Origin of the sequence: Salmonella sp. 2018103 (assembly GCF_026247685.1) — a bacterium.
In the GTDB taxonomy this organism is placed as follows: Bacteria; Pseudomonadota; Gammaproteobacteria; order Enterobacterales; family Enterobacteriaceae; genus Salmonella; species Salmonella enterica.
Genome location: NZ_CP111029.1, coordinates 1,721,601 through 1,747,330 on the forward strand (window position 1 = coordinate 1,721,601; position 25,730 = coordinate 1,747,330).

22 protein-coding genes are annotated in these 25,730 nt (G+C 54.4%); 19 read left to right on the forward strand and 3 right to left on the reverse strand.

Going from position 1 to position 25,730, the window contains the following annotated elements; all coding sequences use genetic code 11:
• The first annotated feature begins 146 nt into the window (after positions 1–146).
• A complete protein-coding gene (locus OLG56_RS08150; protein WP_105887528.1) occupies positions 147–206 on the forward strand; it encodes a type I toxin-antitoxin system Ibs family toxin in 60 nt (19 codons plus the stop codon).
• Between the two features lie 98 nt (positions 207–304).
• Here OLG56_RS08150 and yegD read toward each other — a convergent pair whose 3' ends face one another.
• A complete protein-coding gene (yegD, locus tag OLG56_RS08155) occupies positions 305–1,657 on the reverse strand; it encodes a molecular chaperone (RefSeq protein ID WP_000469623.1) in 1,353 nt (450 codons plus the stop codon).
• A 133-nt stretch (positions 1,658–1,790) separates the two neighbouring features.
• Between yegD and alkA the strand changes: the two genes are divergently transcribed.
• Positions 1,791–2,660 (forward strand): DNA-3-methyladenine glycosylase 2, encoded by an 870-nt coding sequence (gene alkA, locus OLG56_RS08160; RefSeq protein WP_061377529.1) that lies wholly within the window; start codon positions 1,791–1,793, stop codon positions 2,658–2,660.
• On the opposite strand, the gene OLG56_RS08165 is transcribed toward alkA, so the two are convergent.
• Positions 2,628–5,618 carry an MASE1 domain-containing protein gene (locus tag OLG56_RS08165; protein ID WP_061377530.1) on the reverse strand — a complete coding sequence of 997 codons (2,991 nt, stop codon included), beginning with the start codon at positions 5,616–5,618 and terminating at the stop codon, positions 2,628–2,630. The two genes, alkA and OLG56_RS08165, sit on opposite strands and share 33 nt — an antisense overlap.
• A gap of 330 nt (positions 5,619–5,948) precedes the next feature.
• On the opposite strand from OLG56_RS08165, the gene udk reads away from it, so the two are divergent.
• The 3 genes from udk to asmA all read left to right on the forward strand — a co-directional run bounded on the left by udk (position 5,949) and on the right by asmA (position 9,157).
• A complete protein-coding gene (udk, locus tag OLG56_RS08170) occupies positions 5,949–6,590 on the forward strand; it encodes a uridine kinase (protein ID WP_000132082.1) in 642 nt (213 codons plus the stop codon).
• Positions 6,591–6,680: 90 nt separating this feature from the next.
• The gene (gene dcd / locus OLG56_RS08175) at positions 6,681–7,262 is read left to right on the forward strand and encodes a dCTP deaminase (RefSeq protein ID WP_001234783.1); all 582 of its coding nucleotides are present in this window, start codon (positions 6,681–6,683) and stop codon (positions 7,260–7,262) included.
• A 38-nt stretch (positions 7,263–7,300) separates the two neighbouring features.
• Positions 7,301–9,157: an outer membrane assembly protein AsmA gene (gene asmA / locus OLG56_RS08180; protein ID WP_061377531.1), complete on the forward strand. Its 1,857-nt coding sequence runs from the start codon at positions 7,301–7,303 to the stop codon at positions 9,155–9,157.
• 85 nt (positions 9,158–9,242) lie between these two features.
• Here asmA and OLG56_RS08185 read toward each other — a convergent pair whose 3' ends face one another.
• Positions 9,243–10,823 carry a TerC family protein gene (locus OLG56_RS08185; protein WP_000454725.1) on the reverse strand — a complete coding sequence of 527 codons (1,581 nt, stop codon included), beginning with the start codon at positions 10,821–10,823 and terminating at the stop codon, positions 9,243–9,245.
• Between the two features lie 674 nt (positions 10,824–11,497).
• Between OLG56_RS08185 and OLG56_RS08190 the strand changes: the two genes are divergently transcribed.
• From OLG56_RS08190 to cpsB, 14 genes are all read left to right on the forward strand, one after another.
• Positions 11,498–12,637 carry a polysaccharide export protein gene (locus OLG56_RS08190; RefSeq protein WP_000978077.1) on the forward strand — a complete coding sequence of 380 codons (1,140 nt, stop codon included), beginning with the start codon at positions 11,498–11,500 and terminating at the stop codon, positions 12,635–12,637.
• A gap of 5 nt (positions 12,638–12,642) precedes the next feature.
• Positions 12,643–13,092 (forward strand): low molecular weight protein-tyrosine-phosphatase Wzb, encoded by a 450-nt coding sequence (wzb, locus tag OLG56_RS08195; RefSeq protein WP_000482224.1) that lies wholly within the window; start codon positions 12,643–12,645, stop codon positions 13,090–13,092.
• Positions 13,089–15,248 (forward strand): tyrosine-protein kinase Wzc, encoded by a 2,160-nt coding sequence (wzc, locus tag OLG56_RS08200; RefSeq protein WP_061377532.1) that lies wholly within the window; start codon positions 13,089–13,091, stop codon positions 15,246–15,248. The genes wzb and wzc overlap by 4 nt, the downstream gene beginning before the upstream one ends.
• Positions 15,249–15,334: 86 nt before the next feature.
• On the forward strand, positions 15,335–16,177 hold the full coding sequence (gene wcaA / locus OLG56_RS08205; RefSeq protein ID WP_000205695.1) for a colanic acid biosynthesis glycosyltransferase WcaA: 843 nt from the start codon (positions 15,335–15,337) through the stop codon (positions 16,175–16,177).
• A 2-nt stretch (positions 16,178–16,179) separates the two neighbouring features.
• Entirely contained in the window at positions 16,180–16,668 is a 489-nt protein-coding gene (gene wcaB, locus OLG56_RS08210; protein ID WP_000888724.1) for a colanic acid biosynthesis acetyltransferase WcaB, read from the forward strand.
• Positions 16,665–17,882, forward strand: coding sequence for a colanic acid biosynthesis glycosyltransferase WcaC (gene wcaC, locus OLG56_RS08215; protein ID WP_061377533.1), 1,218 nt, complete (start codon positions 16,665–16,667; stop codon positions 17,880–17,882). Before wcaB ends, wcaC begins: the two co-directional genes overlap by 4 nt.
• Positions 17,857–19,071 (forward strand): colanic acid polymerase WcaD, encoded by a 1,215-nt coding sequence (gene wcaD, locus OLG56_RS08220; protein ID WP_000091402.1) that lies wholly within the window; start codon positions 17,857–17,859, stop codon positions 19,069–19,071. The genes wcaC and wcaD overlap by 26 nt, the downstream gene beginning before the upstream one ends.
• 12 nt (positions 19,072–19,083) lie before the next feature.
• On the forward strand, positions 19,084–19,830 hold the full coding sequence (wcaE, locus tag OLG56_RS08225; protein WP_000480132.1) for a colanic acid biosynthesis glycosyltransferase WcaE: 747 nt from the start codon (positions 19,084–19,086) through the stop codon (positions 19,828–19,830).
• A 15-nt stretch (positions 19,831–19,845) separates the two neighbouring features.
• The gene (gene wcaF, locus OLG56_RS08230) at positions 19,846–20,400 is read left to right on the forward strand and encodes a colanic acid biosynthesis acetyltransferase WcaF (protein WP_001153603.1); all 555 of its coding nucleotides are present in this window, start codon (positions 19,846–19,848) and stop codon (positions 20,398–20,400) included.
• A gap of 23 nt (positions 20,401–20,423) precedes the next feature.
• Positions 20,424–21,542, forward strand: coding sequence for a GDP-mannose 4,6-dehydratase (gmd, locus tag OLG56_RS08235; protein ID WP_079935468.1), 1,119 nt, complete (start codon positions 20,424–20,426; stop codon positions 21,540–21,542).
• A 2-nt stretch (positions 21,543–21,544) separates the two neighbouring features.
• Positions 21,545–22,510 carry a GDP-L-fucose synthase gene (fcl, locus tag OLG56_RS08240; protein ID WP_079900582.1) on the forward strand — a complete coding sequence of 322 codons (966 nt, stop codon included), beginning with the start codon at positions 21,545–21,547 and terminating at the stop codon, positions 22,508–22,510.
• A gap of 2 nt (positions 22,511–22,512) precedes the next feature.
• Entirely contained in the window at positions 22,513–22,986 is a 474-nt protein-coding gene (locus OLG56_RS08245) for a GDP-mannose mannosyl hydrolase (protein ID WP_001667082.1), read from the forward strand.
• On the forward strand, positions 22,983–24,206 hold the full coding sequence (gene wcaI, locus OLG56_RS08250; protein ID WP_000699652.1) for a colanic acid biosynthesis fucosyltransferase WcaI: 1,224 nt from the start codon (positions 22,983–22,985) through the stop codon (positions 24,204–24,206). The genes OLG56_RS08245 and wcaI overlap by 4 nt, the downstream gene beginning before the upstream one ends.
• Positions 24,203–25,645, forward strand: a complete 1,443-nt coding sequence (gene cpsB, locus OLG56_RS08255) for a mannose-1-phosphate guanyltransferase (protein WP_000605943.1) — start codon at positions 24,203–24,205, stop codon at positions 25,643–25,645. The genes wcaI and cpsB overlap by 4 nt, the downstream gene beginning before the upstream one ends.
• Positions 25,646–25,730 lie beyond the last annotated feature (85 nt).

A 25,730-nucleotide genomic window follows, 5' to 3' on the forward strand; every position in this document is an offset into this window, starting at 1 on the left:
CTACGCAACTCTCATCGGTGAAAATCGTTAGCGTGCCGGAGTGCGGTAAAGTGGCGGCACGGCAATGAAGGTAAGCCACCGATTTCAGCAGGACGCTGAAACGGAAAAGCCCCTCCTGAGGAAGGGGCCAAAATAAGGAAAGGGTTATGATGAAGGTAGTCATCATACTGGTGATACTCTTAGTGATTAGCCTACCAGCTTACTAAGACACCAGGGGGAGGAGGAATCCTCCCTTACCCTCACTCCTGACGTTAAGCCACATCAAGAATAATGTCAATCCATCAGCACTGAGCTTGCGAGGCGCTTAGCGGAAAACAACCTCCGCCCAGCGCGCCAGTCCTGCGGTGACGGAGCCGAAATCATCGCCGCCAGCGACGGGTATGCCCGGTAGCTGTTCGGAAAGCGCTTTTTTAATCAATGGCGAACGGGCGCTGCCGCCGGTCAGATAGATGACATCCGGTTTTTCCTGCGCGCTGTCCAGCGCCAGTTGCACCTGTTCCAGAATACGCGCCAGCGGTTGATCCAGCGCCGCTTCCAGTCCTTGCTGGCTGATAGCGACCGCCAGGTCGTCGCTGATAAATGGCAGCCTCGCCGTAATATCCGCCTGGCCGGAAAGGGCGATTTTGCTCTCTTCCGCGCAGCGTACCAGGCGGTAACTAAGCCGCTGGCGCCAGACCTTGAGCAGCAACGCGACCTTGTCTGCTTCACGCGCGTTGCGAACCAAATCGTTCAACAGACGACCATTCGCGCTACTGTAAAAATCGCTTTGCGCCGGGACGTCGTTAATCGCCACGGCGTTCCACCACGGCAGCACCGGCAGGGCGATGCCTTTTTCGGTTTCGCCGCCCATGCCCAGCAAAGGCATCAGATTTTTAAAGGCCAGCGCGATATCCAGATCGTTTCCGCCCACGCGGCAACCGCTGTGCCCCAACAGGCTGTTTTCACGATCGGCGCGCTGACGCCACTGCGGCCCCATCAGCAGCATGGAGCAGTCGGTGGTGCCGCCGCCAATATCCACGACCAGCACACGCTTCTCTTCCCGCAGCGTAGCTTCGTAGTCCAGGCCCGCCGCAACCGGTTCATACTGGAATACCACCTCCTGAAAACCGGCGCGTTTTGCCGCCCGCTCCAGAATACCCTGCGCCTGGCGGTTCGCGTCATCGCCGCCGAGTCCCTGAAAGTTGATCGGGCGACCGATTACCGCCTGGGTAATGGCCTCCGGCAATTGGCTGTGCGCCGTATGACGAATATGTACCATCATGGCGCAGACCAAATCTTCAAACAGCGCGACCTGCTGCGGTTTCAGGCCGCTGGCGCCTAAAAAGGATTTCGGCGATTTGACAAACCAGACCTCCTGGGGATCGTCAATATAGTGCGCCAGCGACGCCAGACCAAACTGTACGCTTTGCGCGCCAACCTCAATATCTTCCTCGCGGTTGTAGCGTATCGCGCGGCGCAGCAGCGCCTGGGTTTCTTCATCCGTTGCCGGCACATCATGATGGCGATACAGCCACTCGCTCACCGCCTCGCGCGTCGGCGCGCACAGCATAGACGGCAGTAATGCGCTGTTATTCTCCATTGTCAGCAACTGTGGATGCCCGTCGCGCATAATGGCGACCGAGCAGTTTGCCGTACCGTAATCAAATCCTATAAACACCTTAAAATCCCCATGCCAGTGAAGAAGGGGCGTGACTTTAGCGAAATGTCGTCGCGGCGACAACTGGAATATGAAAGCAAGGCGTTACGTGCGATTAGCGTTTATGCTGAAAGGTCAAATAAAGGAGAAAAGTATGTTTACCCTGAGCTGGCAGCCGCCTTACGACTGGTCGTGGATGTTGGGCTTTCTTGCCGCGCGTGCGGTGGACGGCGTGGAAACAGTAGGCGAGGGCTTTTATGCGCGCAGCCTGGTGGTGGGCGAGCATTGCGGACTGGTCAGCGTGAGGCCCCATCTGCCCACCCACACTGTGCAGGTTAGCGTGAGCGCCGGATTACTTCCCGTCGCGCCGGCGTGTCTGGCGAAGGTTTCGCGTCTGTTTGATCTTGACTGCCAGCCCGCGCAGGTTGCCGCCGTGCTGGGGCCACTGGGCGAGGACAGACCGGGGCTGCGTTTACCGGGATCGGTTGATACGTTTGAACAAGGCGTGCGGGCGATACTGGGGCAACTGGTGAGTGTCGCGATGGCGGCAAGGTTGACGGCGAAAGTGGCGCGCCGCTATGGCGAGGCGTTGCCGGATGCGCCCGATTATGTCTGTTTTCCCGGTCCGGAAACGCTGGCGTTGGCCGATCCGCTGGCGCTTAAAGCTCTGGGGATGCCGCTGCGGCGCGCCGAAGCGCTGATTCATCTGGCGCAGGCGACGCTGGCGGGAAAACTGGCGCTCGCCGCGCCGTCGGATATTGAGCAGAGCGTTAAAAATTTACAAACGTTTCCGGGAATTGGCCGCTGGACGGCGAACTATTTCGCCCTGCGCGGTTGGCAGGCAAAAGATATCTTTTTACCCAATGATTACTTAATTAAGCAGCGCTTCGCCGGGATGACGGCCGCGCAGATCCGTCGCTACGCGGAGCGCTGGAAACCGTGGCGTTCCTACGCGCTACTGCATATCTGGTATACCCACGGCTGGCAACCGTCAATGGATAGCGAAATAGCTGGTATTCAGTAACAAATCCAACGGTTGCGCTTCGGCGATAGTGTCGCCATAAATCAGATCCACGCCAATACGGGAGAGCGTATCCAGCACCTGTGGGTTTTGTACCGGCCCGGCGAGCGTTTTGATGTCCAGATGCTGGGCGTGTCCCTGGATGATCGAGGTCAGCATTTCATCCATTAAATTCTCATGAACGTTGGCGATAAGGTCGCTATCCAGCAGTAAATAATCAGCGATATGCGGGGTCAGTAAATTAAACAGCTGTAAATCGCGCCCGACATGGCTGAGAATCACCTGGCAGCCGCGTTGCCGCAGTTTTCGCAGAGTCGCAGCGGCGGTCTGCGCCTGCTTAACGATAACGTCAGCCGGGATAATCAGGTGTAATAACCGTGGCGGCAGTGGGCTATGCTCCAGTTGTTCCAGCAGCTCATCAATGAGGGTCGCGCTGTATAATCCTGCGGCGGACAGCGGCAGCGCAACGCTTAATCCCTTGCTGGCGACGGCGGTCGCCGCATGGTGGAAAAACTCATGGAATACCCGTCGGTCAAGCGCGTGATGCAGCGCGGAGTCGGCTAATCCTGCCCGGAACGCGCGCTCTTCCATCACTTCCCCTTCGCTGGTCCACAGCCTGAGTGAGACCAGCCAAAAGCTGGTGGCCTCCGGCGTACGCGGCGGCGCGACGTTTCTGGCAAGCATCAGCAGGTGGTTATTTTTAATCATATGCCACTGTTCTTCCAGCGGCATCATTCCCTTTGAGGAGGTTAATGCGTGCTGCGGTTCGTACACGGTCAGACGGCCGCGACCGCTATTTTTCGCGGCGTAGCAGGCAATATCGGCCTGAGACATGACCTCTGTGAGCTGGCAGTTATGTCCATTTATCATTGTGATCCCGGCGCTGGCACCGATCCGATGCAGGCGGCCTTCCCACATAAAGTGATATTCATTAACGGCGTTGATAAGCCGCGTCACGATAAAGCGCGCGCTGTCACTATTACAATCCGGTAGCAACAGGCCAAACTCATCGCCCCCCAGACGGGCCAGGAGATCGCCGGAGCGAAGCATACTGAGCATCAGTGACGCGAGCTCGCGCAATAAGGCATCGCCAGCGGCATGTCCCGCGCTGTCGTTAACCGCTTTAAAACGGTCCAGATCGATAAACACCAGCGCATGATGTTGAGGTGATTCCTGTATTGTTTGCAGGCGCTGTTGAAGCTGTTTTTCAAAACTGGCGCGGTTGGCAAGATGGGTGAGGGCGTCATGCGTTGCGCTGTAGCTGAGCTGGCGTAACATTTTTCGTGATTCGGTAACGTCCTGGATAACCAGAACCGAACCAATCTTATCGCCGTCAAGCGTACTGAGCGGCGTGATACTGTAATGAATATCGTAGCTACCGCCGTTATGACAATGGAGCACTATCTCCTGTTCCATGTCCGATCGCGACCTGTCGGCGCGATAAATATCCTCCAGCAGCGGCCCCTTATTACCTGACGTAATGCGCAGAACCGTTAATAATGGCGCGCCTAAAGCATCCTCTTGCCGCCAGCCGCTCATCTTCTCGGCGATCGGGTTCATAAAGGTGATATTCATCGCGACATCAATACACACCACCGCTTCTCCGATAGAGTCAAGCGTGATGTGCAACCGTTCTTTTTCCTGAAACAGCGCGTCGTTCGCTTGTGTAATACGTTCCATCAACCGCTGGTTTTCCTGCTCGCTTTGCTTGAGATCGTTAATATCTTCAATCTGAGCAATAAAATAGAGAGGTTTATTGTCTTTATGACGAACCAGCGAGACGGCCAGTAGCGCCCAGACGACATCGCCGTTGCGGGTGTAGTAGCGTTTTTCCATGGAATAGCTGTTGATGTCGCCGCGCACCAGCATGTTTAGCTGTTCAAGGTCGTTATTCAGGTCTTCCGGCCAGGTCAATTGCTGAAATGTCATCGTGCGTAATTCATCCTGGCTATAGCCAAGAAAATGGCTCAGAGATTTATTGACCTGTAGCCACTGACCCTCCGTACCGACCAGCGCCATACCAATGGCGGAATACTCCATCGCGTTGCGAAAGCGGGATTCGCTCTCGGTGATATGTTTGCGTTCCGTGCGAAACGCGTACATCACCATCGTCATCATATTGGCAGGCAGCAGGATCATTAAAAAAGGTAGCCACGGCATATTAACCATCACGTCGGTTTTCGGCGTGGCGAGCAGCGTGGGGTCATTGGCCAGCATGAGCGAGACCACGATAACGGTAGCTAAAAAAATTAAAAACGCCTCCATTCGCGGCAGGCGCACCGCACTCCACATCAACAGGACGATAACGCACGTAAACGGCCACGGAATATAGCGCATAGCGAGCCAGCTTAGCGCCAGCGTAATGACCAGCGTCAATAGCGTTTCCAGCAACAGATGCGGGTCGCGATGACGCAACAGATAGTGTGGTTTAAACAGTAAACCTAACGGCACCAGCGTCAGCGCGCCGATGGCTTCCGATAATACCCAAATCAGAAACGCTTTCGAGGCGACCGCTTCCGGCGCTATCAGCCAAAATAACAGGCCGCCGAGTAGCGGCGGAATCACGGCGCTGCCGATAGCCAGACGAAACCAGTCATTCAAATTTTGTAAGGGGTTGTAGCTGGGGAGCAGTTTTCGCAGCAGTATCGCGCCAGTGGCCGCCTCGATAATATTTATTGCCGTCCAGCTAAAGTTAAGCGAGGCGGCAGGAAATAAAGTCAGTGAGGCGCCGATGCTGCCGAGCGAGCAGGCGACCGCGATCCCAGGCCACAGACGGCCCGCATGGCGGTAAAACGCGACCATCATAATGGAGGTGGGGAACCACAGCGGCGCGAGTTGGGTGCCGACACGCGATAATACGAGCGAAAAGAGCGTAAAGACAAACGCGACCAGGCCTAAACTGACCAGACGCAATAGCGGGTGGGGGACGGTAACGAAAACATGTTGGGATGGTTTACTCATTACCACTCTATCCGAATCGCCGGTAACGTCGCGGAATACCGGACGCGTCAGTTTACTCTGTGATTATGCTAGTATAAACGCGTAATGATTTATACGCTGGCTGAATATAAATTGTGGCTCCCGGCGTATTCCTCCTCCAGACGGGTCGATAAATCCGCTGTCCGCGTTAAAACTGAACGCTTTTACGTCGCGACGTCGAATGCGCCGCCAACAAATTCACCGTGGCATAGCGCCGGACTGGTATCGCGCTGCTGAAATCCCTATAATTGCCGCGTTTGGCGTTTCGGCGCCCCCCTTCCTTACATCCAGGTTAATCAGGTCGCTAAATTTATGACTGATCAGTCTCATCAGTGCGTCATTATCGGTATCGCTGGCGCATCGGCTTCCGGCAAGAGTCTTATTGCCAGTACCCTTTACCGCGAATTGCGTGAACAAGTGGGTGACGAACATATTGGCGTTATTCCCGAAGACAGTTATTACAAAGATCAAAGCCATCTGTCGATGGAAGAGCGCGTAAAAACCAACTATGACCATCCGAATGCGATGGATCACAGCCTGCTATTTCAGCATCTTCAGGCGCTCAAGCGCGGTTCGGCGATTGAATTACCGGTATACAGTTATGTTGAGCATACCCGTATGCAGGAAACGGTTCGCGTAGAACCGAAGAAAGTGATTATTCTTGAAGGTATTCTGTTACTGACCGACGCGCGTTTGCGTGAAGAGATGAACTTCTCTATTTTTGTCGATACGCCGCTGGATATCTGTTTGATGCGCCGTATCAAACGCGATGTGAACGAGCGTGGTCGCTCAATGGATTCGGTGATGGCGCAATATCAGAAAACGGTGCGTCCGATGTTCCTGCAATTTATTGAGCCTTCCAAACAATATGCGGATATTATCGTGCCGCGCGGCGGTAAAAACCGCATCGCTATTGATATTCTGAAAGCGAAAATCAGCCAGTTCTTTGAATAAATCTGGCGAATTGTGTACCGTTCAGTGATAACCTGGTTAGCCCTTGATGTGCTTGATTTAAGGGCTTGATGCGCGAAAGGAGAAAGTGCCATGCGTTTATGCGACCGAGATATTGAAGCCTGGCTGGATGAAGGCCGTTTGTCTATCACCCCGCGACCTCCCGTAGAGCGCATTAACGGCGCGACGGTCGATGTACGTCTTGGCAATAAATTTCGAACCTTCCGTGGCCATACGGCGGCGTTTATCGATCTGAGCGGGCCGAAAGATGAGGTCAGCGCGGCGCTGGATCGCGTGATGAGCGATGAAATCGTTTTGCCGGACGGCGAGGCATTTTATCTGCATCCGGGCGAGTTGGCGCTGGCCGTCACCTTTGAATCCGTTACCCTGCCGCCGGATTTAGTGGGCTGGCTGGATGGCCGTTCCTCGCTGGCGCGTCTGGGACTGATGGTGCATGTGACGGCGCACCGTATCGATCCCGGCTGGTCGGGCTGCATTGTGCTTGAGTTTTACAACTCCGGGAAGCTGCCGCTGGCGTTGCGTCCGGGTATGCTCATCGGCGCGCTGAGCTTTGAGCCGCTGTCCGGCCCGGCGGCGCGGCCTTATAACCGCCGTCAGGATGCCAAATATCGCGATCAGCAGGGCGCTGTTGCCAGCCGGATTGATAAAGACTGAGCCATTCGGCGCAATACTGCCGGTCCATTGAGGGTAGCATGAGACGATTTCTGACGACGCTGATGATTCTCCTGGTCGTGCTGGTGGCCGGATTCTCTGCGTTGGTATTGTTGGTCAATCCGAATGATTTCCGCGCCTATATGGTGCAGCAGGTTGCCGCGCGTAGTGAATATCAGTTGCAACTGGACGGGCCGCTGCGCTGGCACGTATGGCCGCAACTCAGCATCCTTTCCGGGCGAATGACGCTAACGGCGCGAGGCGCCAGCGAACCGCTGGTGCGGGCTGACAATATGCGCCTGGATGTCGCTTTATGGCCGCTGTTGAGTCATCAGCTTCATGTTAAGCAGGTGATGCTGAAGGGCGGGGTGATTCAGCTGACGCCGCAAACGGAAGCGGTACGCAGCGATGATGCGCCGGTCGCGCCGAAAGATAATACCTTGCCGGACGTAGCGGAAGATCGCGGCTGGTCGTTTGATATTCGTAGCCTGCGCGTTGCCGACAGCGTGCTGGTTTTCCAGCATGAAAATGATGACCAGGTCACGGTGCGCGATATTCGTCTGAATATGGAACAAGATGCCGAGCATCGCGGCACGTTTGATTTTTCGGGACGCGTGAACCGCGATCAGCGGGATCTTGCTTTATCATTCAGCGGAACGGTGGATGCTTCCGATTATCCGCATAATTTAACCGCGGGTATTGAGCAACTGCGCTGGCAATTGCAGGGCGCGGATCTACCGGCGCAGGGGATTGAGGGGCAGGGACAATTGCAGGCGCAGTGGCAGGAGGCGCAAAAACGTCTTTCATTTAACCACTTAAATTTAACGGCGAATGACAGTTCTCTGACCGGGCATGTTCAGGTAACGCTGGCGGAGCAGCCGGAATGGCAAATTGACCTCCAGTCCAGCAAGCTTAATCTGGACAACCTGTTGCCGCATCATAGCACCGTGGCACAGACGGGCGGCGCGGTGTCGCAGGGGCAAAATACGCTCCCCCTGACCAGGCCAGTTATCGCGTCGCGTGTTGGTACGCCGCCTTATCAGGGGCTGCAAAGCTTTACGGCGGAGATTGCTTTACAGGCGGATTCAGTTCGCTGGCGGGGAATGGACTTTACCCAGGTTTCGACGAAGATGTCTAATCAGGCCGGATTGCTGGATATCACCGAGTTGCAGGGGAAACTGGCCGACGGAGAGATGTCGCTGCCCGGCACGCTTGACGCCCGCACCGCCAGTCCGCGCATCGAATTCCACCCTCGCCTCAACCATGTTGAGATTGGGACTATCCTGAAAGCCTTCAATTATCCGATTAGCCTGACCGGTAAGATGTCGCTGGTTGGCGATTTCTCCGGGGCGGATATTGACGCGGAGGCGTTTCGCCATAGCTGGAAAGGAAAAGCGCATGTTGACATGAGCAATACGCGCCTCGAAGGAATGAATTTCCAACAACTGGTGCAGCAGGCCGTAGAGCGAAGCGGCGGCGACGCGCAGCAGTCGCAGGAAAATATGGACAACGCGACCCGACTGGATCGCTTCACGACCGATCTGACGCTAAATAAGGGCACGCTGACGCTCGACGACATGGTCGGGCAATCTTCTATGCTGGCGTTAACCGGCAGCGGAACGCTGGATCTGGTTAAGCAGAGCTGTGATACGCAATTTAATCTGCGTGTGCTGGGCGGATGGAACGGCAATAGCAACCTGATCACCTTCCTGAAAGAGACGCCGGTGCCGCTGCGCGTCTATGGCAAGTGGCAGGAGCTGAACTATACCCTGCAAGTGGATCAGTTATTGCGCAAGCATTTACAGGATGAGGCGAAGCGTCGGCTCAACGACTGGGCGGATCGCAATAAAGATACCCGTAACGGTAAAGATGTGAAGAAACTGCTGGATAAGCTGTAGTTTTTGGCCAAAGAGGAGTGCCGGATGGCGAGGCTAACGCTCCTCCGGCCTGCCTGGTAAGCAGGCCGGGGCAGGCGAACAGACGTTACATCTCCGGGTCTGGCTCGCCGTTATGGAGCGGAATTAACTGCACTTTCTGCACTCGATGGCTTTCTACCTGCAATGTTTTCAGCAAATAATCGCCTACCTGAACCTCTTCACCGGTTTGCGGTATGCGCTGCAAATATTCCATCAATAATCCGGCAATCGTATGGTATTCCCGTTTTTCATCCAGCGGCAGCGGCACGTACTGCACCAAATCCTCCAGCGGCATATGGCCGTTTGCTGTCCAGGAACCGTCCGGGTTCTTCTGAATATCGTGGCGGGCGTCAATTTCCTCGACTTCATTCGGCAGATTACCGGCGATAGTCTCCATGACATCGCTTAATGTCACAATGCCTTCAACCGAGCCAAACTCATCTACGACAAAGGCAAAATGGGTTCTGGCGTTACGGAACTGCTCCAGCGCAGGCAGCAGCGGCAATGTTTCCGGGAAAACCAGCGGTTGGCGAATCAGCGCCCGCAGGTTGAGCGGTTCGCCGCGCAGCGATTGTTGCAACAGATCGATGACGTGGACGACGCCGAGTAAATCTTCCTGTTCATTTTCACCCGTCACGACCAGACGCGTATGCTGGTTCTTTTCCAGCAGAGCGCGGATTTCCGCTTCCGGCGCGTTGAGATCGATATGCTCGATATCATGACGCGACGTCATGATGCTACTTACGGTGCGCTGGTTGAGATTTAGCACCCGCTCAATCATCCTGCGCTCCTGCGGATTAAAAATCTGGCTGTCGTCATGGTCTGCCAGCATCGCGGCGGTTTCCGCATCCAGTTCGGCATCCTCTTTTTTACCGCTAATCAGCCGCATCACGGCCTCCGTTGTGCGCTGGCGCAGCGTATGGTTAGCGGAAAGAAAACGGCGGCGGTTAAAAATAGCCAGTTGGTTGAGCGCCTCGATCATCACCGAGAAGCCGATAGCCGCGTACAGATACCCTTTCGGAATGTGGAAACCAAACCCTTCCGCCACCAGGCTAAAGCCGATCATTAGCAGGAAGCTAAGACACAAAATGACAATGGTGGGATGGTTGTTCACAAATCGGGTCAGTGACTTGCTGGCGAGCAGCATCAGGCTAATGGCGATTATCACTGCCGCCATCATGACCGCCAGGTGATCGACCATCCCCACGGCGGTAATCACGGAGTCGAGAGAAAAGATAGCGTCCAGCACCACGATTTGCGCGACCACCGCCCAGAATTTCGCCCCCTTACGCTGGGTAGGGTTGGCGCTATCTTTCCCTTCCAGCCGTTCGTTGAGCTCCATGGTGGCTTTAAAGAGCAGGAAGAAGCCGCCGAACAGCATAATCAGATCGCGGGCGCTGAAGCTTAACGTCTGTACGCTAAAGAGCGGCTTAGTCAAGGTGACCAGCCACGAGATTGACGCCAGCAGCAGCAGGCGCATGATCATCGCCAGTATCAGGCCGGTAATGCGCGCGCGGTCGCGCTGCCCCGGCGGTAGTTTTTCAGCGAGGATGGCAATAAAGACCAGGTTATCAATGCCGAGAACAAGTTCGATAACGATTAACGTTACCAGTCCGGCCCAGATTGACGGATCGGCAATCCATTCCATAGTAAGAGCAATACCTTCTGTAATATGACAATTGTCACAATTCGATCATGGATAATACGGCGGAAAAATGCAATGCCGCAGAGCAATTTATCTTTGTTACGCGGCTATAAAATAACTTTAAAATAGCCGTAATGTTTCTGTCGGAAACTAAATAATGTCAAGAATATATTTAGGAAATATCGCAGGTGGAGTGGAGTAAATAAATATTGTCAACATCAATAAAATCCTAAAATCATCTGTTAATTCATTTAATATTAATCTTAAAAATATAGAATGGCGGGTTTGTTACCTTGCCTGTCATTGGGTTAGCTGCAACAATTCTTGCAGGATTAAGATAGCGCGCTTAAATATCCTGTCACGACATCGAGAAAACTATTAATACGTAACCTTTATTTCGCTGAAGATTTTTATCTGAACGAGGATGAAATCGGAGGGGAATGCGAAAATTTAGAATAATCAGTGTATTGGTAGCTAAGAAGCCAGGGGCGGTAGCGTGCCTGAAAGCCTGAATATAAGCCTTTATTATTCTGTCAATAGCCTGCGGATGAATTGATTTTTTTTCAGAATGATGCCAGTTAATTTTCTCTGCCATTAACTGCAAGGTAAATGTGCACGGACGAAGCCGCTATTTAAATTGCACAGGATAATGACTCTGCCAAAGTGATAAATAATCAATGATGAAATCCAAAATGAAATTGATGCCATTATTGGCGTCGCTCAGCTTGATAAGTGGTTGCACAGTACTTCCGGGCAGCAATATGTCTACGATGGGGAAAGATGTGATCAAACAGCAAGACGCTGACTTTGATCTCGACCGGATGGTCAATGTGTATCCGCTGACGCCACGGTTGGTTGAGCAATTACGCCCGCGGCCCAATGTCGCGCAACCGAATATGTCGCTGGACCAGGAGATTGCCAGTTATCAGTATCGCGTCGGGCCTGGCGATGTGCTGAATGTCACCGTCTGGGATCACCCGGAATTGACCACGCCAGCAGGCCAGTACCGCAGCTCAAGCGATACCGGCAACTGGGTTCAGCCGGACGGCACCATGTTTTATCCCTACATTGGCAAGGTTAGCGTCGTCGGTAAAACTTTGTCAGAGATTCGCAGCGATATTACCGGGCGTTTAGCGAAGTACATCGCGGACCCGCAGGTGGATGTCAATATCGCCGCTTTCCGCTCGCAAAAAGCGTACATCTCCGGCCAGGTGAATAAATCCGGTCAGCAGGCCATTACTAACGTACCGCTAACCGTCCTGGATGCGATTAACGCTGCGGGCGGCCTGACCGATATGGCGGACTGGCGCAACGTCGTGCTGACGCACAACGGCAAAGAACAGCGCATTTCGCTACAGGCGCTGATGCAAAATGGCGATCTTAGCCAGAACCGCTTGCTCTACCCTGGCGACATTCTGTATGTGCCGCGCAATGACGATCTGAAAGTCTTTGTCATGGGCGAAGTGAAAAAACAGAGCACCCTCAAAATGGATTTCAGCGGTATGACGCTCACCGAAGCATTGGGCAATGCGGAAGGCATCGATCTGACCACCTCCAACGCCAGCGGCATTTTTGTGATTCGTCCGTTGAAAGGCGAGGGGGGACGCGGCGGCAAGATCGCCAATATCTACCAGCTTGATATGTCTGACGCCACGTCATTGGTGATGGCGACGGAATTCCGACTTCAGCCTTACGATGTGGTGTACGTCACGACCGCGCCGGTTGCTCGCTGGAACCGTCTGATCAATCAGTTGCTGCCGACCATTAGCGGTGTCCGTTATATGACGGATACGGCCAGCGACATTCATTCCTGGTAATCGTTATGTTTAACAAAATTTTAGTGGTCTGTGTGGGGAATGTTTGCCGTTCCCCGACGGCGGAACGTTTGCTAAAGCGCTTTCATCCCTCGCTGACGGTTGCGTCCGCCGGATTAGGCGCGCTGGTCGGCAAAGGCGCCGATCCTGCGGCGGCGAGCGTGGCGAGCGCCCACGATCTGTCTTTGGAAAATCACTGCGCAAGGCAAATTTCCGCGCGTCTGTGCCGGGAATATGACCTGATTCTGACGATGGAGAAACGTCACATCGCCGCCCTGTGCGACATTGCGCCGGAAATGCGCGGCAAGGTAATGCTGTTTGGTCACTGGGACAGCGAGCGTGAAATACCGGACCCGTATCGCAAAAGCCGCGATGCGTTTGAGGCGGTGTACACATTACTGGAAAGGTCTGCCCGCCAGTGGGCGCAGGCACTGAATGCAGAGCAGGGAAAACCATGACAGAAAAAGTAAAACAATCTGCGGCGGTTACGGGTAGCGATGAAATCGATATCGGGCGTCTGGTCGGAACGGTGATTGAAGCGCGTTGGTGGGTGTTGGGGACGACGGCCATATTTGCGCTGTGCGCGGTAATTTATACGTTCTTCGCCACGCCCATCTATAGCGCCGATGCGCTGGTACAGATTGAACAAAACGCCGGTAATTCGCTGGTACAGGATATCAACAGCGCATTAGCGAATAAGCCGCCGGCTTCCGATGCGGAAATTCAGCTCATTCGATCGCGCCTGGTGCTGGGGAAGACCGTTGACGATCTGGATCTGGATATTGCCGTCACCAAAAACACCTTTCCGCTGTTCGGCGCCGGGTGGGAGCGGCTGATGGGGCGTCACAATGAAATGGTGAAAGTCACGACATTCACCCGACCAGAGACGATGAGCGGACAGATCTTCACCCTCAAAGTGCTGGGCGACAAACGTTATCAGTTGGTTAGCGACGGCGGATTTAGCGCGCAGGGCGTTGTGGGCCAGCCACTCAATAAAGACGGCGTGACGATGCGGGTAGAGGCGATTGACGCCCGTCCTGATACAGAATTTACGGTGAGTAAATTCTCAACGCTTGGCATGATTAATAACCTGCAAAATAACCTCACCGTAACGGAAACCGGCAAAGAAACCGGCGTTCTGAGCCTGACGTTCACGGGAGAGGATCGCGACCAGATCCGCGAAATTCTCAACAGTATTACCCGTAACTATCTGCAACAGGATATTGCGCGGAAATCTGAAGAGGCGGGGAAGAGCCTGGCGTTTCTGGCAAAACAACTGCCGGAAGTCCGCAGCCGTCTGGATGTGGCGGAAAACAAGCTAAACGCTTTCCGCCAGGATAAAGACTCGGTGGATTTACCGCTGGAGGCGAAGGCGGTGCTCGATTCGATGGTTAATATCGACGCCCAGTTGAATGAGTTGACGTTTAAAGAGGCGGAAATTTCCAAGCTCTTTACCAAAGCGCATCCGGCTTACCGCACCCTGCTGGAAAAACGTAAAGCGCTGGAAGATGAAAAAGCCAAACTGAACGGGCGGGTGACGGCAATGCCGAAAACCCAGCAGGAGATTGTGCGTTTGACCCGTGATGTGGAGTCCGGCCAGCAGGTTTATATGCAACTGCTTAATAAACAGCAGGAGCTGAAAATCACCGAAGCCAGCACCGTTGGCGACGTGCGCATCGTTGACCCGGCGATTACCCAGCCGGGCGTGCTGAAGCCGAAAAAGGCGTTGATTATTCTCGGCAGCATTATTCTGGGATTAATGTTATCGATTGTCGGCGTGCTGCTGCGCTCGCTGTTTAATCGCGGTATCGAAAGCCCGCAGGCGCTGGAGGAGCACGGGATCAGCGTCTATGCCAGTATTCCGCTGTCGGAATGGCAAAAAGCGCGCGATAGCGTCAAAACCATTAAAGGAATTAAGCGTTACAAGCAGAGCCAACTGCTGGCGGTGGGCAATCCGACCGATCTGGCGATTGAGGCGATTCGCAGCCTGCGCACCAGCCTGCATTTCGCCATGATGCAGGCGCAAAATAATGTACTCATGCTCACAGGCGTCAGCCCCTCTATCGGCAAAACCTTTGTTTGCGCCAACCTGGCGGCCGTCATCAGCCAGACGCATAAACGGGTATTACTGATCGACTGCGATATGCGCAAGGGCTACACCCATGAACTGCTCGGCACCAATAACGTGGACGGCTTATCTGACATTCTGGCGGGCAAAGGCGAGATAGCCTCCTGCGCGAAACCTACGGCGATCGCTAATTTTGATCTTATTCCGCGCGGTCAGGTACCTCCTAATCCATCGGAACTGCTGATGAGCGAGCGCTTCGGCGAGCTGATCGCCTGGGCAAGCAGCCGCTACGACCTGGTATTAATCGACACGCCGCCGATTCTGGCCGTGACGGACGCCGCGATTGTGGGTCGTCACGTCGGGACGACGCTGATGGTGGCGCGTTATGCCGTCAACACTTTAAAAGAGGTGGAAACCAGTCTGAGCCGTTTTGACCAGAATGGCATTCAGGTCAAAGGCGTCATTCTCAACTCCATTTTCCGCCGGGCGACGGGCTACCAGGATTATGGCTATTACGAGTATGAATACCAGTCAGATTCCAAATAAAAAATAAGGCGTGCCGGATGGCGCGGCCTGTGACTGTAGGCCGGGCAAGCATAGCGCCATGCGGCAAAACTATCTGGGGAATAAGCATGACAACAGACAATCCGCTGATCTCAATTTATATGCCAACCTGGAACAGGCAGCAGTTGGCTATCCGGGCGATTAAATCAGTACTACGTCAGGACTACCGCCACTGGGAGATGATCATCGTGGATGATTGCTCCTCGTCTTATCAGCAGCTACAACAATTTGTTGAGGAGCTGAACGACCCGCGCGTCCGTTATACCCATAACGCCAGGAATACTGGCGCCTGCGCGGTTCGCAACCAGGCCATTATGCAGGCGCAAGGGCATTACATTACCGGTATTGATGATGACGATGAATGGACGCCAAACCGTCTGAGCGTGTTTCTGGCCCATAAACACCAGTTGACTACGCACGCCTTTTTGTATGCCAACGACTATGTGTGCGAGGGCGAGGTCTACTCTCAGCCTGCCAGCCTGCCGCTGTATCCGAAATCCCCTTATTCGCGCCGCTTGTTCTACAAGCGCAATATTATTGGCAATCAGGTTTTTACCTGGGCCTGGCGTTTTAAAGCGTGTTTGTTCGATACCGAACTCAAGGCGGCGCAGGACTACGACATTTTTCTGCGCATGGTGGTGGAGTATGGCGAACCGTGGAAAGTCGAAGAGGCGACGCAAATTTTACATATCAACCACGGCGAGATGCAGATTACCTCTTCGCCGAAAAAGTTCTCCGGCTATTTCCATTTTTATCGTAAGCACAAAGATAAATTTGATCGCGCCAGTAAAAAATACCAGCTTTTTACCCTGTACCAAATTCGCAATAAGCGAATGACCTGGCGCACGTTGCTGACGTTGCTCTCCGTGCGTAATAGCAAACGCCTGGCGGCCGGGCTGCGGGGGCGATAACGATGCTGGAAGACTTACGCGCGAATAGCTGGAGCTTACGCCCTTGTTGCATGGTGCTGGCCTACCGTATCGCTCATTTTTGTTCCGTCTGGCGCAAAAAGAATGTGCTGAATAATCTGTGGGCCGCGCCGGTGCTGGTGCTGTATCGCGTGATCACGGAATGCCTGTTCGGGTATGAAATCCAGGCCGCCGCGACCATTGGTCGGCGGTTCACTATCCATCATGGTTACGCGGTAGTGATCAACAAACATGTCGTCGCCGGTGACGATTTTACCATTCGCCACGGCGTCACCATTGGCAATCGCGGCGCGGACAGCCTGGCTTGTCCGGTGATTGGTCACGGCGTTGAGCTGGGGGCGAATGTCATCCTGCTTGGCGATATTACTATCGGTAATCACGTCACGATTGGCGCGGGTAGCGTGGTGCTTGACAGTATTCCGGACCATGCGCTGGTGGTGGGAGAAAAAGCACGGGTGAAGGTCAGCACATGAATATTCTGCAATTTAATGTACGGCTGGCGGAAGGCGGCGCGGCGGGAGTGGCGTTGGATCTCCATCTGCGGGCGCTGCAAAAAGGGCTGACGTCGCGTTTTATCTATGGTTATGGCAAAGGCGGAAAAAAAAGCGTCAGTCACCACCGCTATCCGCAGGTGATAAAACAGACGCCGCGCGGCACGGCAATCGCCAATATCGCGCTATTTCGTTTCCTGAATCGCGATCTGTTTGGCAATCTCGACAATCTTTACCGCACGGTTATCCAGACATCCGGCCCGCTGGTGCTGCATTTTCATGTTCTCCACAGTTACTGGCTAAACCTGGCGGACATCGTGACGTTTTGCGAAAAAGTCAAAGCGCAAAAAGCGGACGTCACGCTGGTCTGGACGCTGCACGATCACTGGAGCGTCACCGGGCGTTGCGCCTTTACCGACGGTTGTGAGGGCTGGAAAAGCGGCTGCCAAAAATGTCCGACCCTAAGCAATTATCCGCCGGTCAGGGTGGATCGGGCGCACCAGCTTATTGACGGCAAACGTCAGCGCTTTCGTGACATGCTGCGGCTGGGCTGCCGGTTTATTTCGCCGAGCCAGCACGTGGCCGAGGCCTTTAACAGCGTTTATGGCGCGGGGCGCTGCCAGATTATTAACAACGGTATCGATCTGGCGACCGAGGCGATTCTCGCGCAGCTATCACCTGTGCCGCTGAATCCGGGAAAACCGCGAATTGCCATTGTGGCGCATGACTTGCGTTATGACGGCAAAACTGACCAGCGTCTGGTACACGACATGATGGCGCTGGGCGAAAAAATTGAACTGCATACCTTCGGTAAATTTTCGCCTTTTACTGGTCAAAACGTTGTTAATCACGGTTTTGAAACCGATAAGCGCAAATTAATGAGCGCGCTCAATGAGATGGATGCGCTGGTCTTTAGCTCGCGGGTCGATAACTATCCGCTGATCTTGTGTGAAGCGCTCTCGATCGGCGTACCGGTGCTCGCTACCCACAGCGAGGCGGCGCAGGAGGTGCTGGCGAAATCCGGCGGCCAGACCTTTGCCGCTACAGATGTACTGCGCCTGGCGCAGCGGCGTAAGCCAGAGATTGCTCAGGCGGTATTCGGCGCAACGCTGGACGCCTTTCGTATGCGTAGCCGCGTCGCGTACAGCGGTCAACAGATGCTGGAGGAGTATGTCTCGTTCTATCAGAATCTGTAGCTATCTGCTGCTGCCGCTGATCTACCTACTGGTCAATGTCAAGATTGCCCAACTGGGGGAAAGCTTTCCCATTACCATCGTCACTTTTTTACCGCTGTTGCTGCTGTTATTTGTGGAACGCATTAGCGTAAAAAAATTGATGATCGCCTTAGGCATCGGCGCGGGGCTTACGGCATTTAACTTCCTGTTCGGCCAGTCGCTGAATGCTGGTAAATATGTCACGTCCACGATGCTGTTTGTCTATATTGTGGTCATTATCGGGATGGTCTGGAGTATCCGATTCAAAACCATTTCCGTGCATAACCACCGAAAGATTTTGCGTTTTTTTTATCTGGTGGTGGGTATAGTGGTCGCGCTCGCCGCGGTTGAGATGGCGCAAATTATCCTTACCGGCGGCAGCAGTATTATGGAAGGAATTTCGAAATATCTCATTTACAGTAATAGCTACGTACTGAACTTCATAAAATTTGGCGGTAAGCGTACCACTGCGCTTTATTTTGAACCGGCATTTTTCGCTTTGGCACTAATCTCAATTTGGCTGAGCATCAAACAGTTTGGTATCAAAACACCGAAAAGCGATGCTATGATTCTGGCAGGGATAATATTATCAGGATCATTTTCAGGGGTAATGACCTTTATCCTGTTTTATCTTCTGGAGTGGGCGTTCCAATATTTGAATAAGGATGCGATAAAGAAAAAACTTCCACTGGCGCTGGTCTCATTAACCCTGTTTTTGGTTGGGGTAATTATTGCATTTCCTTATATCGCGACACGACTTGGCGATTTAGGGACGGAAGGCTCATCTTCTTATTATCGTATTGTGGGCCCGTTAGTCATGGTCGGATATTCCTTGACCCATATTGATGGTGTAGTCAGATTTGGCTCACTTTATGAATATGTTGCATCATTCGGAATCTTTAACGGTGCGGATGTCGGGAAAACCATAGACAATGGATTGTATCTGCTGATTATTTATTTTTCCTGGTTCGCAGTGCTAATGACGCTGTGGTATATGGGGAAAGTTTTAAAAATGGCGCTAAATGCGTTTGGCGATAATCGTAATTTTCGGGTGCAGCTCTATCTTTTTACGCCGGTGTCGCTGTTTTTTACCGGTTCAATATTTAGCCCGGAATATGCTTTTTTAATCGTCTGTCCGTTCATTTTGCGCAAGGCGTTAAAAATTTCATAACGGGGTGGTTGCATGTTTTTAAGCGTCGTTACCGTCGCCTTTCGCAATTACGAAGGGGTGGTAAAAACCTGGCGCTCGCTGCGCAATCTGGCGCGCGATCCGGGCCTGTCATTTGAATGGATCGTAGTGGATGGCGGTTCGGAGGACGGCACGCGCGAATTTCTGCAAAAACGTCACGGTGAGTTTAACCTGCGTTTTATCAGTGAAAAGGATCGCGGTATTTATGATGCCATGAATAAAGGCATTGCGCTGGCGCAGGGGCGCTATACCCTGTTTCTTAATTCCGGTGATGCGTTCCATGATGATGCCGCGCTGTTTGTCCGCCAACTGGCGCGACAAAAGGGCGAGGCGATGTATATTGGCGACGCGCTGCTGGATTTCGGCGGCGGGCATAAAATACGCCGGAAGGCTAAACCCGGGTATTATATCTACCATAGTTTGCCAGCCAGCCATCAGGCGATATTTTTCCCGACGGCAGCGTTAAAAAAGTATCCTTATGATCTGCAATATCATGTCTCTTCAGATTATGCGCTGGCGGCCCGTCTCTATAAAGCAGGCTATCCTTTTCGGCGAATTAACGGACTGGTATCTGAGTTTTCGATGGGCGGCGTGTCAACCTCGAATAATCTGGAATTATGTCAGGATGCAAAAAACGTACAGCGAAAAATATTACGTGTGCCAGGGTTTTGGGCGCAATTATCCTATTTATTACGTCTGAAAACGACGGGTAAAACAAAAGCGCGATATAACAAAGTCTAATCACCGGGAGTTATTATGCAGGATCTTAGCGGCTTTACGGTGCCGAAGGGGTTCCGCGGTGCTAATGCGCTAAAAGTACAATTATGGTGGGCGGTACAGGCGACATTATTCGCTGGGTCGCCGCAAATATTGTATCGCTGGCGAGCCTTTTTGCTGCGTCTGTTTGGCGCCAAAATTGGAAAGAATGTGGTTATTCGACCGTCAGTAAAAATTACCTACCCGTGGAAATTAACCGTCGGCGATTATGCCTGGGTAGGCGACGACGCTGTGTTATATACGTTGGGTGAAATTAATATTGGCGCACATGCGGTTATTTCACAAAAAGGGTATTTGTGTACCGGTAGCCATGATTATACCAGCGCTCATTTCGATATTAACGCCGCGCCGATTGTTATTGGCGAAAAATGTTGGCTGGCGACCGATGTTTTTGTCGCGCCCGGCGTGACGATAGGTCATGGCACCGTCGTCGGCGCGCGCAGCAGCGTATTTAAATCATTACCGGCAAATGCGATTTGTCGGGGCAATCCCGCAGTGGTAACGCGCCAGCGCGTTCAGAAAGTTACTCCCTAACGGGACTATTTGAGGAAATGAAAATGTCAAAAGTCGCTCTCATTACTGGCGTAACCGGACAGGATGGGTCTTACCTGGCAGAATTTCTGCTGGAAAAAGGGTATGAGGTGCATGGTATCAAGCGCCGCGCGTCATCGTTTAATACCGAGCGCGTGGACCATATTTATCAGGACCCGCACAGCTGCAACCCGAAATTTCATCTGCATTATGGCGACCTGACCGACGCCTCCAACCTGACCCGCATTTTACAGGAAGTGCAGCCGGATGAGGTCTACAACCTGGGCGCGATGAGCCACGTGGCGGTGTCGTTTGAGTCGCCGGAATATACCGCCGATGTGGATGCGATGGGCACGCTGCGCCTGCTGGAGGCGATCCGCTTCCTCGGTCTTGAAAAGAAAACGCGGTTCTACCAGGCCTCCACCTCTGAACTGTACGGTCTGGTGCAGGAAATTCCGCAGAAAGAGACCACGCCGTTCTACCCGCGTTCCCCCTATGCGGTAGCGAAACTGTACGCCTACTGGATCACCGTCAACTACCGTGAATCCTACGGTATTTACGCCTGTAACGGCATTCTGTTTAACCATGAGTCCCCGCGTCGCGGCGAAACCTTCGTCACCCGTAAGATCACCCGCGCCATCGCCAATATCGCCCAGGGACTGGAGTCCTGCCTGTATCTCGGCAACATGGACTCGCTGCGCGACTGGGGTCATGCGAAAGATTACGTGCGAATGCAGTGGATGATGTTACAGCAGGAGCAGCCGGAAGATTTCGTGATTGCCACCGGCGTGCAGTATTCCGTACGCCAGTTTGTGGAGCTGGCGGCGGCGCAACTGGGGATAAAACTGCGCTTTGAAGGCGAAGGCATTCATGAAAAAGGGATCGTGGTATCCGTTACCGGACACGATGCGCCGGGCGTGAAACCGGGCGATGTGATTGTGGCCGTTGATCCGCGTTATTTCCGTCCGGCGGAAGTGGAAACCCTGCTGGGCGACCCGTCCAAAGCGCATGAGAAACTGGGCTGGAAACCGGAAATCACCCTGTCGGAGATGGTCTCCGAGATGGTGGCGAACGATCTGGAGGCCGCGAAAAAACACTCACTGCTGAAATCTCACGGATTCGATGTAAATTTATCTTTGGAATGACCATGACCAAGCAACGAATTTTTGTGGCGGGCCATCGCGGGATGGTGGGCTCCGCCATTGTACGGCAGCTTGCGCAGCGCGGCGACGTGGAGCTGGTGCTGCGCACCCGCGATGAGCTGGATCTGCTCGACGGGCGCGCGGTACAGGCGTTCTTTGCCGGGGCGGGTATCGACCAGGTTTATCTGGCGGCGGCGAAAGTGGGCGGCATTGTCGCCAACAACACGTATCCGGCGGATTTTATTTATGAAAACATGATGATAGAGAGCAACATTATTCACGCCGCGCACCTGCACAACGTGAACAAACTGCTGTTTCTCGGTTCGTCCTGTATCTATCCGAAACTGGCAAGGCAGCCGATGGCGGAAAGCGAGCTGCTGCAGGGAACGCTGGAGCCGACCAACGAGCCGTATGCCATCGCCAAGATCGCCGGGATTAAACTGTGCGAGTCCTACAACCGGCAGTACGGTCGCGACTACCGTTCGGTGATGCCGACCAACCTGTACGGCCCGCATGACAATTTCCATCCGGACAATTCACATGTGATCCCGGCGCTGCTGCGCCGCTTTCATGAGGCTGCGCAGAGCCATGCGCCGGAGGTGGTGGTGTGGGGCAGCGGCACGCCGATGCGCGAATTTCTGCACGTTGACGATATGGCGGCGGCCAGTATTCACGTGATGGAGCTGGCGCGCGAAGTGTGGCAGGAGAACACCGCCCCGATGCTGTCGCACATTAACGTCGGCACTGGCGTGGACTGCACCATCCGCGAGCTGGCGCAGACTATCGCAAAGGTGGTGGGTTACCAGGGCCGGGTGGTGTTCGACGCCACGAAGCCGGACGGCACGCCGCGTAAATTGCTCGACGTCACGCGCCTGCATCAGCTTGGCTGGTATCACGAAATTTCACTGGAGGCAGGGCTTGCCGGTACTTACCAGTGGTTCCTTGAGAATCAGCAACGGTTCCGGGGGTGACAATGTTTTTACGTCAGGAAGATTTCGCCGCCGTGGTGCGGACCACGCCCCTCATCTCCCTCGATTTCATCGTGGAAAACGGCCAGGGGGAAATTTTACTGGGCCAGCGTCTCAACCGTCCGGCGCAGGGCTACTGGTTTGTGCCGGGGGGGCGGGTGTGCAAAGACGAAACGCTGGAGGCCGCCTTTGCACGCCTGACGCAGGCGGAACTGGGCGTGCGTCTGCCGCTGGCGGCAGGGACGTTTTATGGCGTCTGGCAGCACTTCTATGACGACAACTTTTCCGGTGAGGATTTTTCAACTCACTACATCGTGCTCGGCTTTCGTCTGCGCGTGACGGAGAGCGATTTACGCCTGCCTGACGCGCAGCATGGCAGTTACCGCTGGCTGACGCCGGAACAGCTTCTGGCAGGCGATAATGTTCATGAGAACAGTCGGGCCTACTTCTCTCCTGACGCGCCGGCGGTGGGCCTATGAAGATCCTGGTCTATGGCATTAACTATTCGCCGGAACTGACCGGTATCGGCAAATATACCGGCGAAATGGTGGCGTGGATGGCGCGGGAAGGCCATGAGGTGCGGGTCATTACTGCGCCGCCGTACTACCCGCAGTGGAAGGTCGGCGAGCGCTATTCCGCCTGGCGCTATCGCCGGGAAGAGGGCGAGGCTACCGTCTGGCGCTGCCCGCTGTATGTGCCGAAACAGCCCTCCACCTTAAAACGGTTGCTTCATCTGGGGAGCTTTGCATTGAGCAGTTTTTTCCCACTGATGGCGCAGCGTCGCTGGAAGCCGGATCGGATTATCGGCGTTGTACCGACGCTCTTTTGTACGCCGGGAATGCGTCTGCTGGCGACACTCTCCGGCGCGCGTACCGTACTGCATATTCAGGATTACGAAGTGGATGCCATGCTTGGCTTAGGAATGGCGGGAAAAGGTAAGCGCGGCAGCGTAGCGCGGTTAGCAACGGCCTTTGAACGTAGCGCGCTGCGTAACGTTGATAATGTTTCGACCATCTCTCGCTCCATGATGAATAAAGCGCGGGAAAAGGGCGTCGCGGCGGAAAAAATCCTCTTTTTTCCGAACTGGTCGGAAGTGGCGCGCTTTCAGGACGTTAATGACGCTGACGTGACGGCTTTGCGTCAGCAGCTTGGCTTGCCAGAGGGTAAAAAAATCGTGCTTTATTCCGGCAATATCGGCGAAAAGCAAGGGCTGGAAAAGGTGATTGACGCCGCGGAACGATTACGCGATCGACCGTTGATTTTTGCGATTGTCGGCCAGGGGGGCGGCAAGGCGCGGCTGGAGAACATGGCCCGCGAACGCGGCCTGCCAAATATTAAATTCCTCCCGCTGCAGCCTTACGACGCCTTACCCGCGCTGCTGAAAATGGGCGACTGCCATCTGGTGGTGCAAAAGCGCGGCGCGGCGGATGCGGTACTGCCCTCCAAGCTGACTAACATTCTGGCGGTTGGCGGTAATGCGGTGATTACCGCTGAGCCGCACACCGAATTAGGACAACTTTGCGCGCGCTATCCGGGCATCGCCGTTTGTGTGGAGCCGGAGTCGACCGACGCGCTGGTCAACGGGATTAGCCAGGCGCTCGCCATGCCGAAAAACAACACGACGGCACGTGAATACGCCGAACGCACGCTCAATAAAGAGAACGTGCTACGCCAATTTATTGCAGATATTCGGGGATGATAATGCGTCAGACAAAACTTTACCCGGTTGTGATGGCCGGTGGCTCCGGTAGCCGATTGTGGCCGCTTTCTCGCGTGCTTTATCCAAAACAGTTTCTGTGCCTGAAAGGCGATCTCACCATGCTGCAAACCACCATTTGCCGTCTGAACGGCGTGGAGTGCGAAAGCCCGGTGGTTATCTGCAACGAACAGCACCGTTTTATCGTCGCCGAACAGCTCCGCCAGCTCAATAAGCTGACGGAGAACATTATTCTTGAGCCCGCCGGGCGCAATACCGCGCCGGCGATTGCGCTGGCGGCGCTGGCGGCGACGCGCCAGCATACGGACTGCGATCCGCTGATGCTGGTACTGGCGGCGGATCATGCGATCGCCAATGAAGAGGCCTTCCGCGACGCGGTGCGCGACGCCATGCCCTATGCCGACGCGGGCAAACTGGTGACCTTCGGTATCGTGCCGGATCTGCCGGAAACCGGCTATGGCTATATCCGGCGCGGTGATGTCGTGCCGGGCGCGACGGATGCGGTGGCTTTTGAGGTGGCGCAGTTCGTTGAGAAGCCGGGGCTGGAAACCGCTCAGGCCTACGTCGCCAGCGGCGATTACTACTGGAACAGCGGCATGTTTCTGTTCCGCGCCGGACGCTATCTGGAAGAGCTGAAAAAGTTCCGCCCCGATATTCTGGCCGCCTGTGAACAGGCGATGCGCGGCGTCGATCCGGATCTTGACTTCATTCGTGTGGATGAAGAGGCCTTCCTCGCCTGTCCGGAAGAGTCCATTGACTACGCGGTGATGGAGCGGACGGCGGACGCGGTGGTGATGCCAATGGACGCGGGCTGGAGCGATGTCGGCTCGTGGTCCTCGCTGTGGGAAATCAGCGCCCACACCCCGGAGGGAAACGTCCACCACGGCGACGTCATCAGCCATAAAACGGAAAACAGCTACGTTTACGCCGAATCCGGCCTGGTGACCACCGTCGGCGTGAAGGATCTGGTGGTGGTGCAGACCAAAGACGCCGTGCTGATTGCCGATCGCCACGCGGTGCAGGACGTGAAAAAGGTGGTGGAGAAGATCAAGGCCGACGGACGCCATGAGCACCACATGCACCGCGAGGTTTACCGCCCGTGGGGCAAATACGACTCCATCGACGCGGGCGAGCGCTATCAGGTGAAGCGCATTACCGTCAAGCCGGGGGAAGGACTGTCGGTACAGATGCACCATCACCGCGCCGAGCACTGGGTGGTGGTGGCAGGGACCGCCAGAGTCACCATCAACGGCGAGGTTAAGCTGCTCGGTGAAAACGAGTCCATCTATATTCCGCTGGGGGCGACCCACTGCCTGGAAAATCCGGGAAAAATACCGCTCGATTTAATTGAAGTGCGTTCCGGCTCGTATCTCGAAGAGGACGACGTGGTGCGGTTCGAGGACCGTTACGGGCGGGTCTGACGCCTGCAACGGTGCCCGGTAAGCGCAACGCGCCATCCGGCAATGAACAACAAGAACGATGTTGGCCATTTATGGTCAGGGCTAA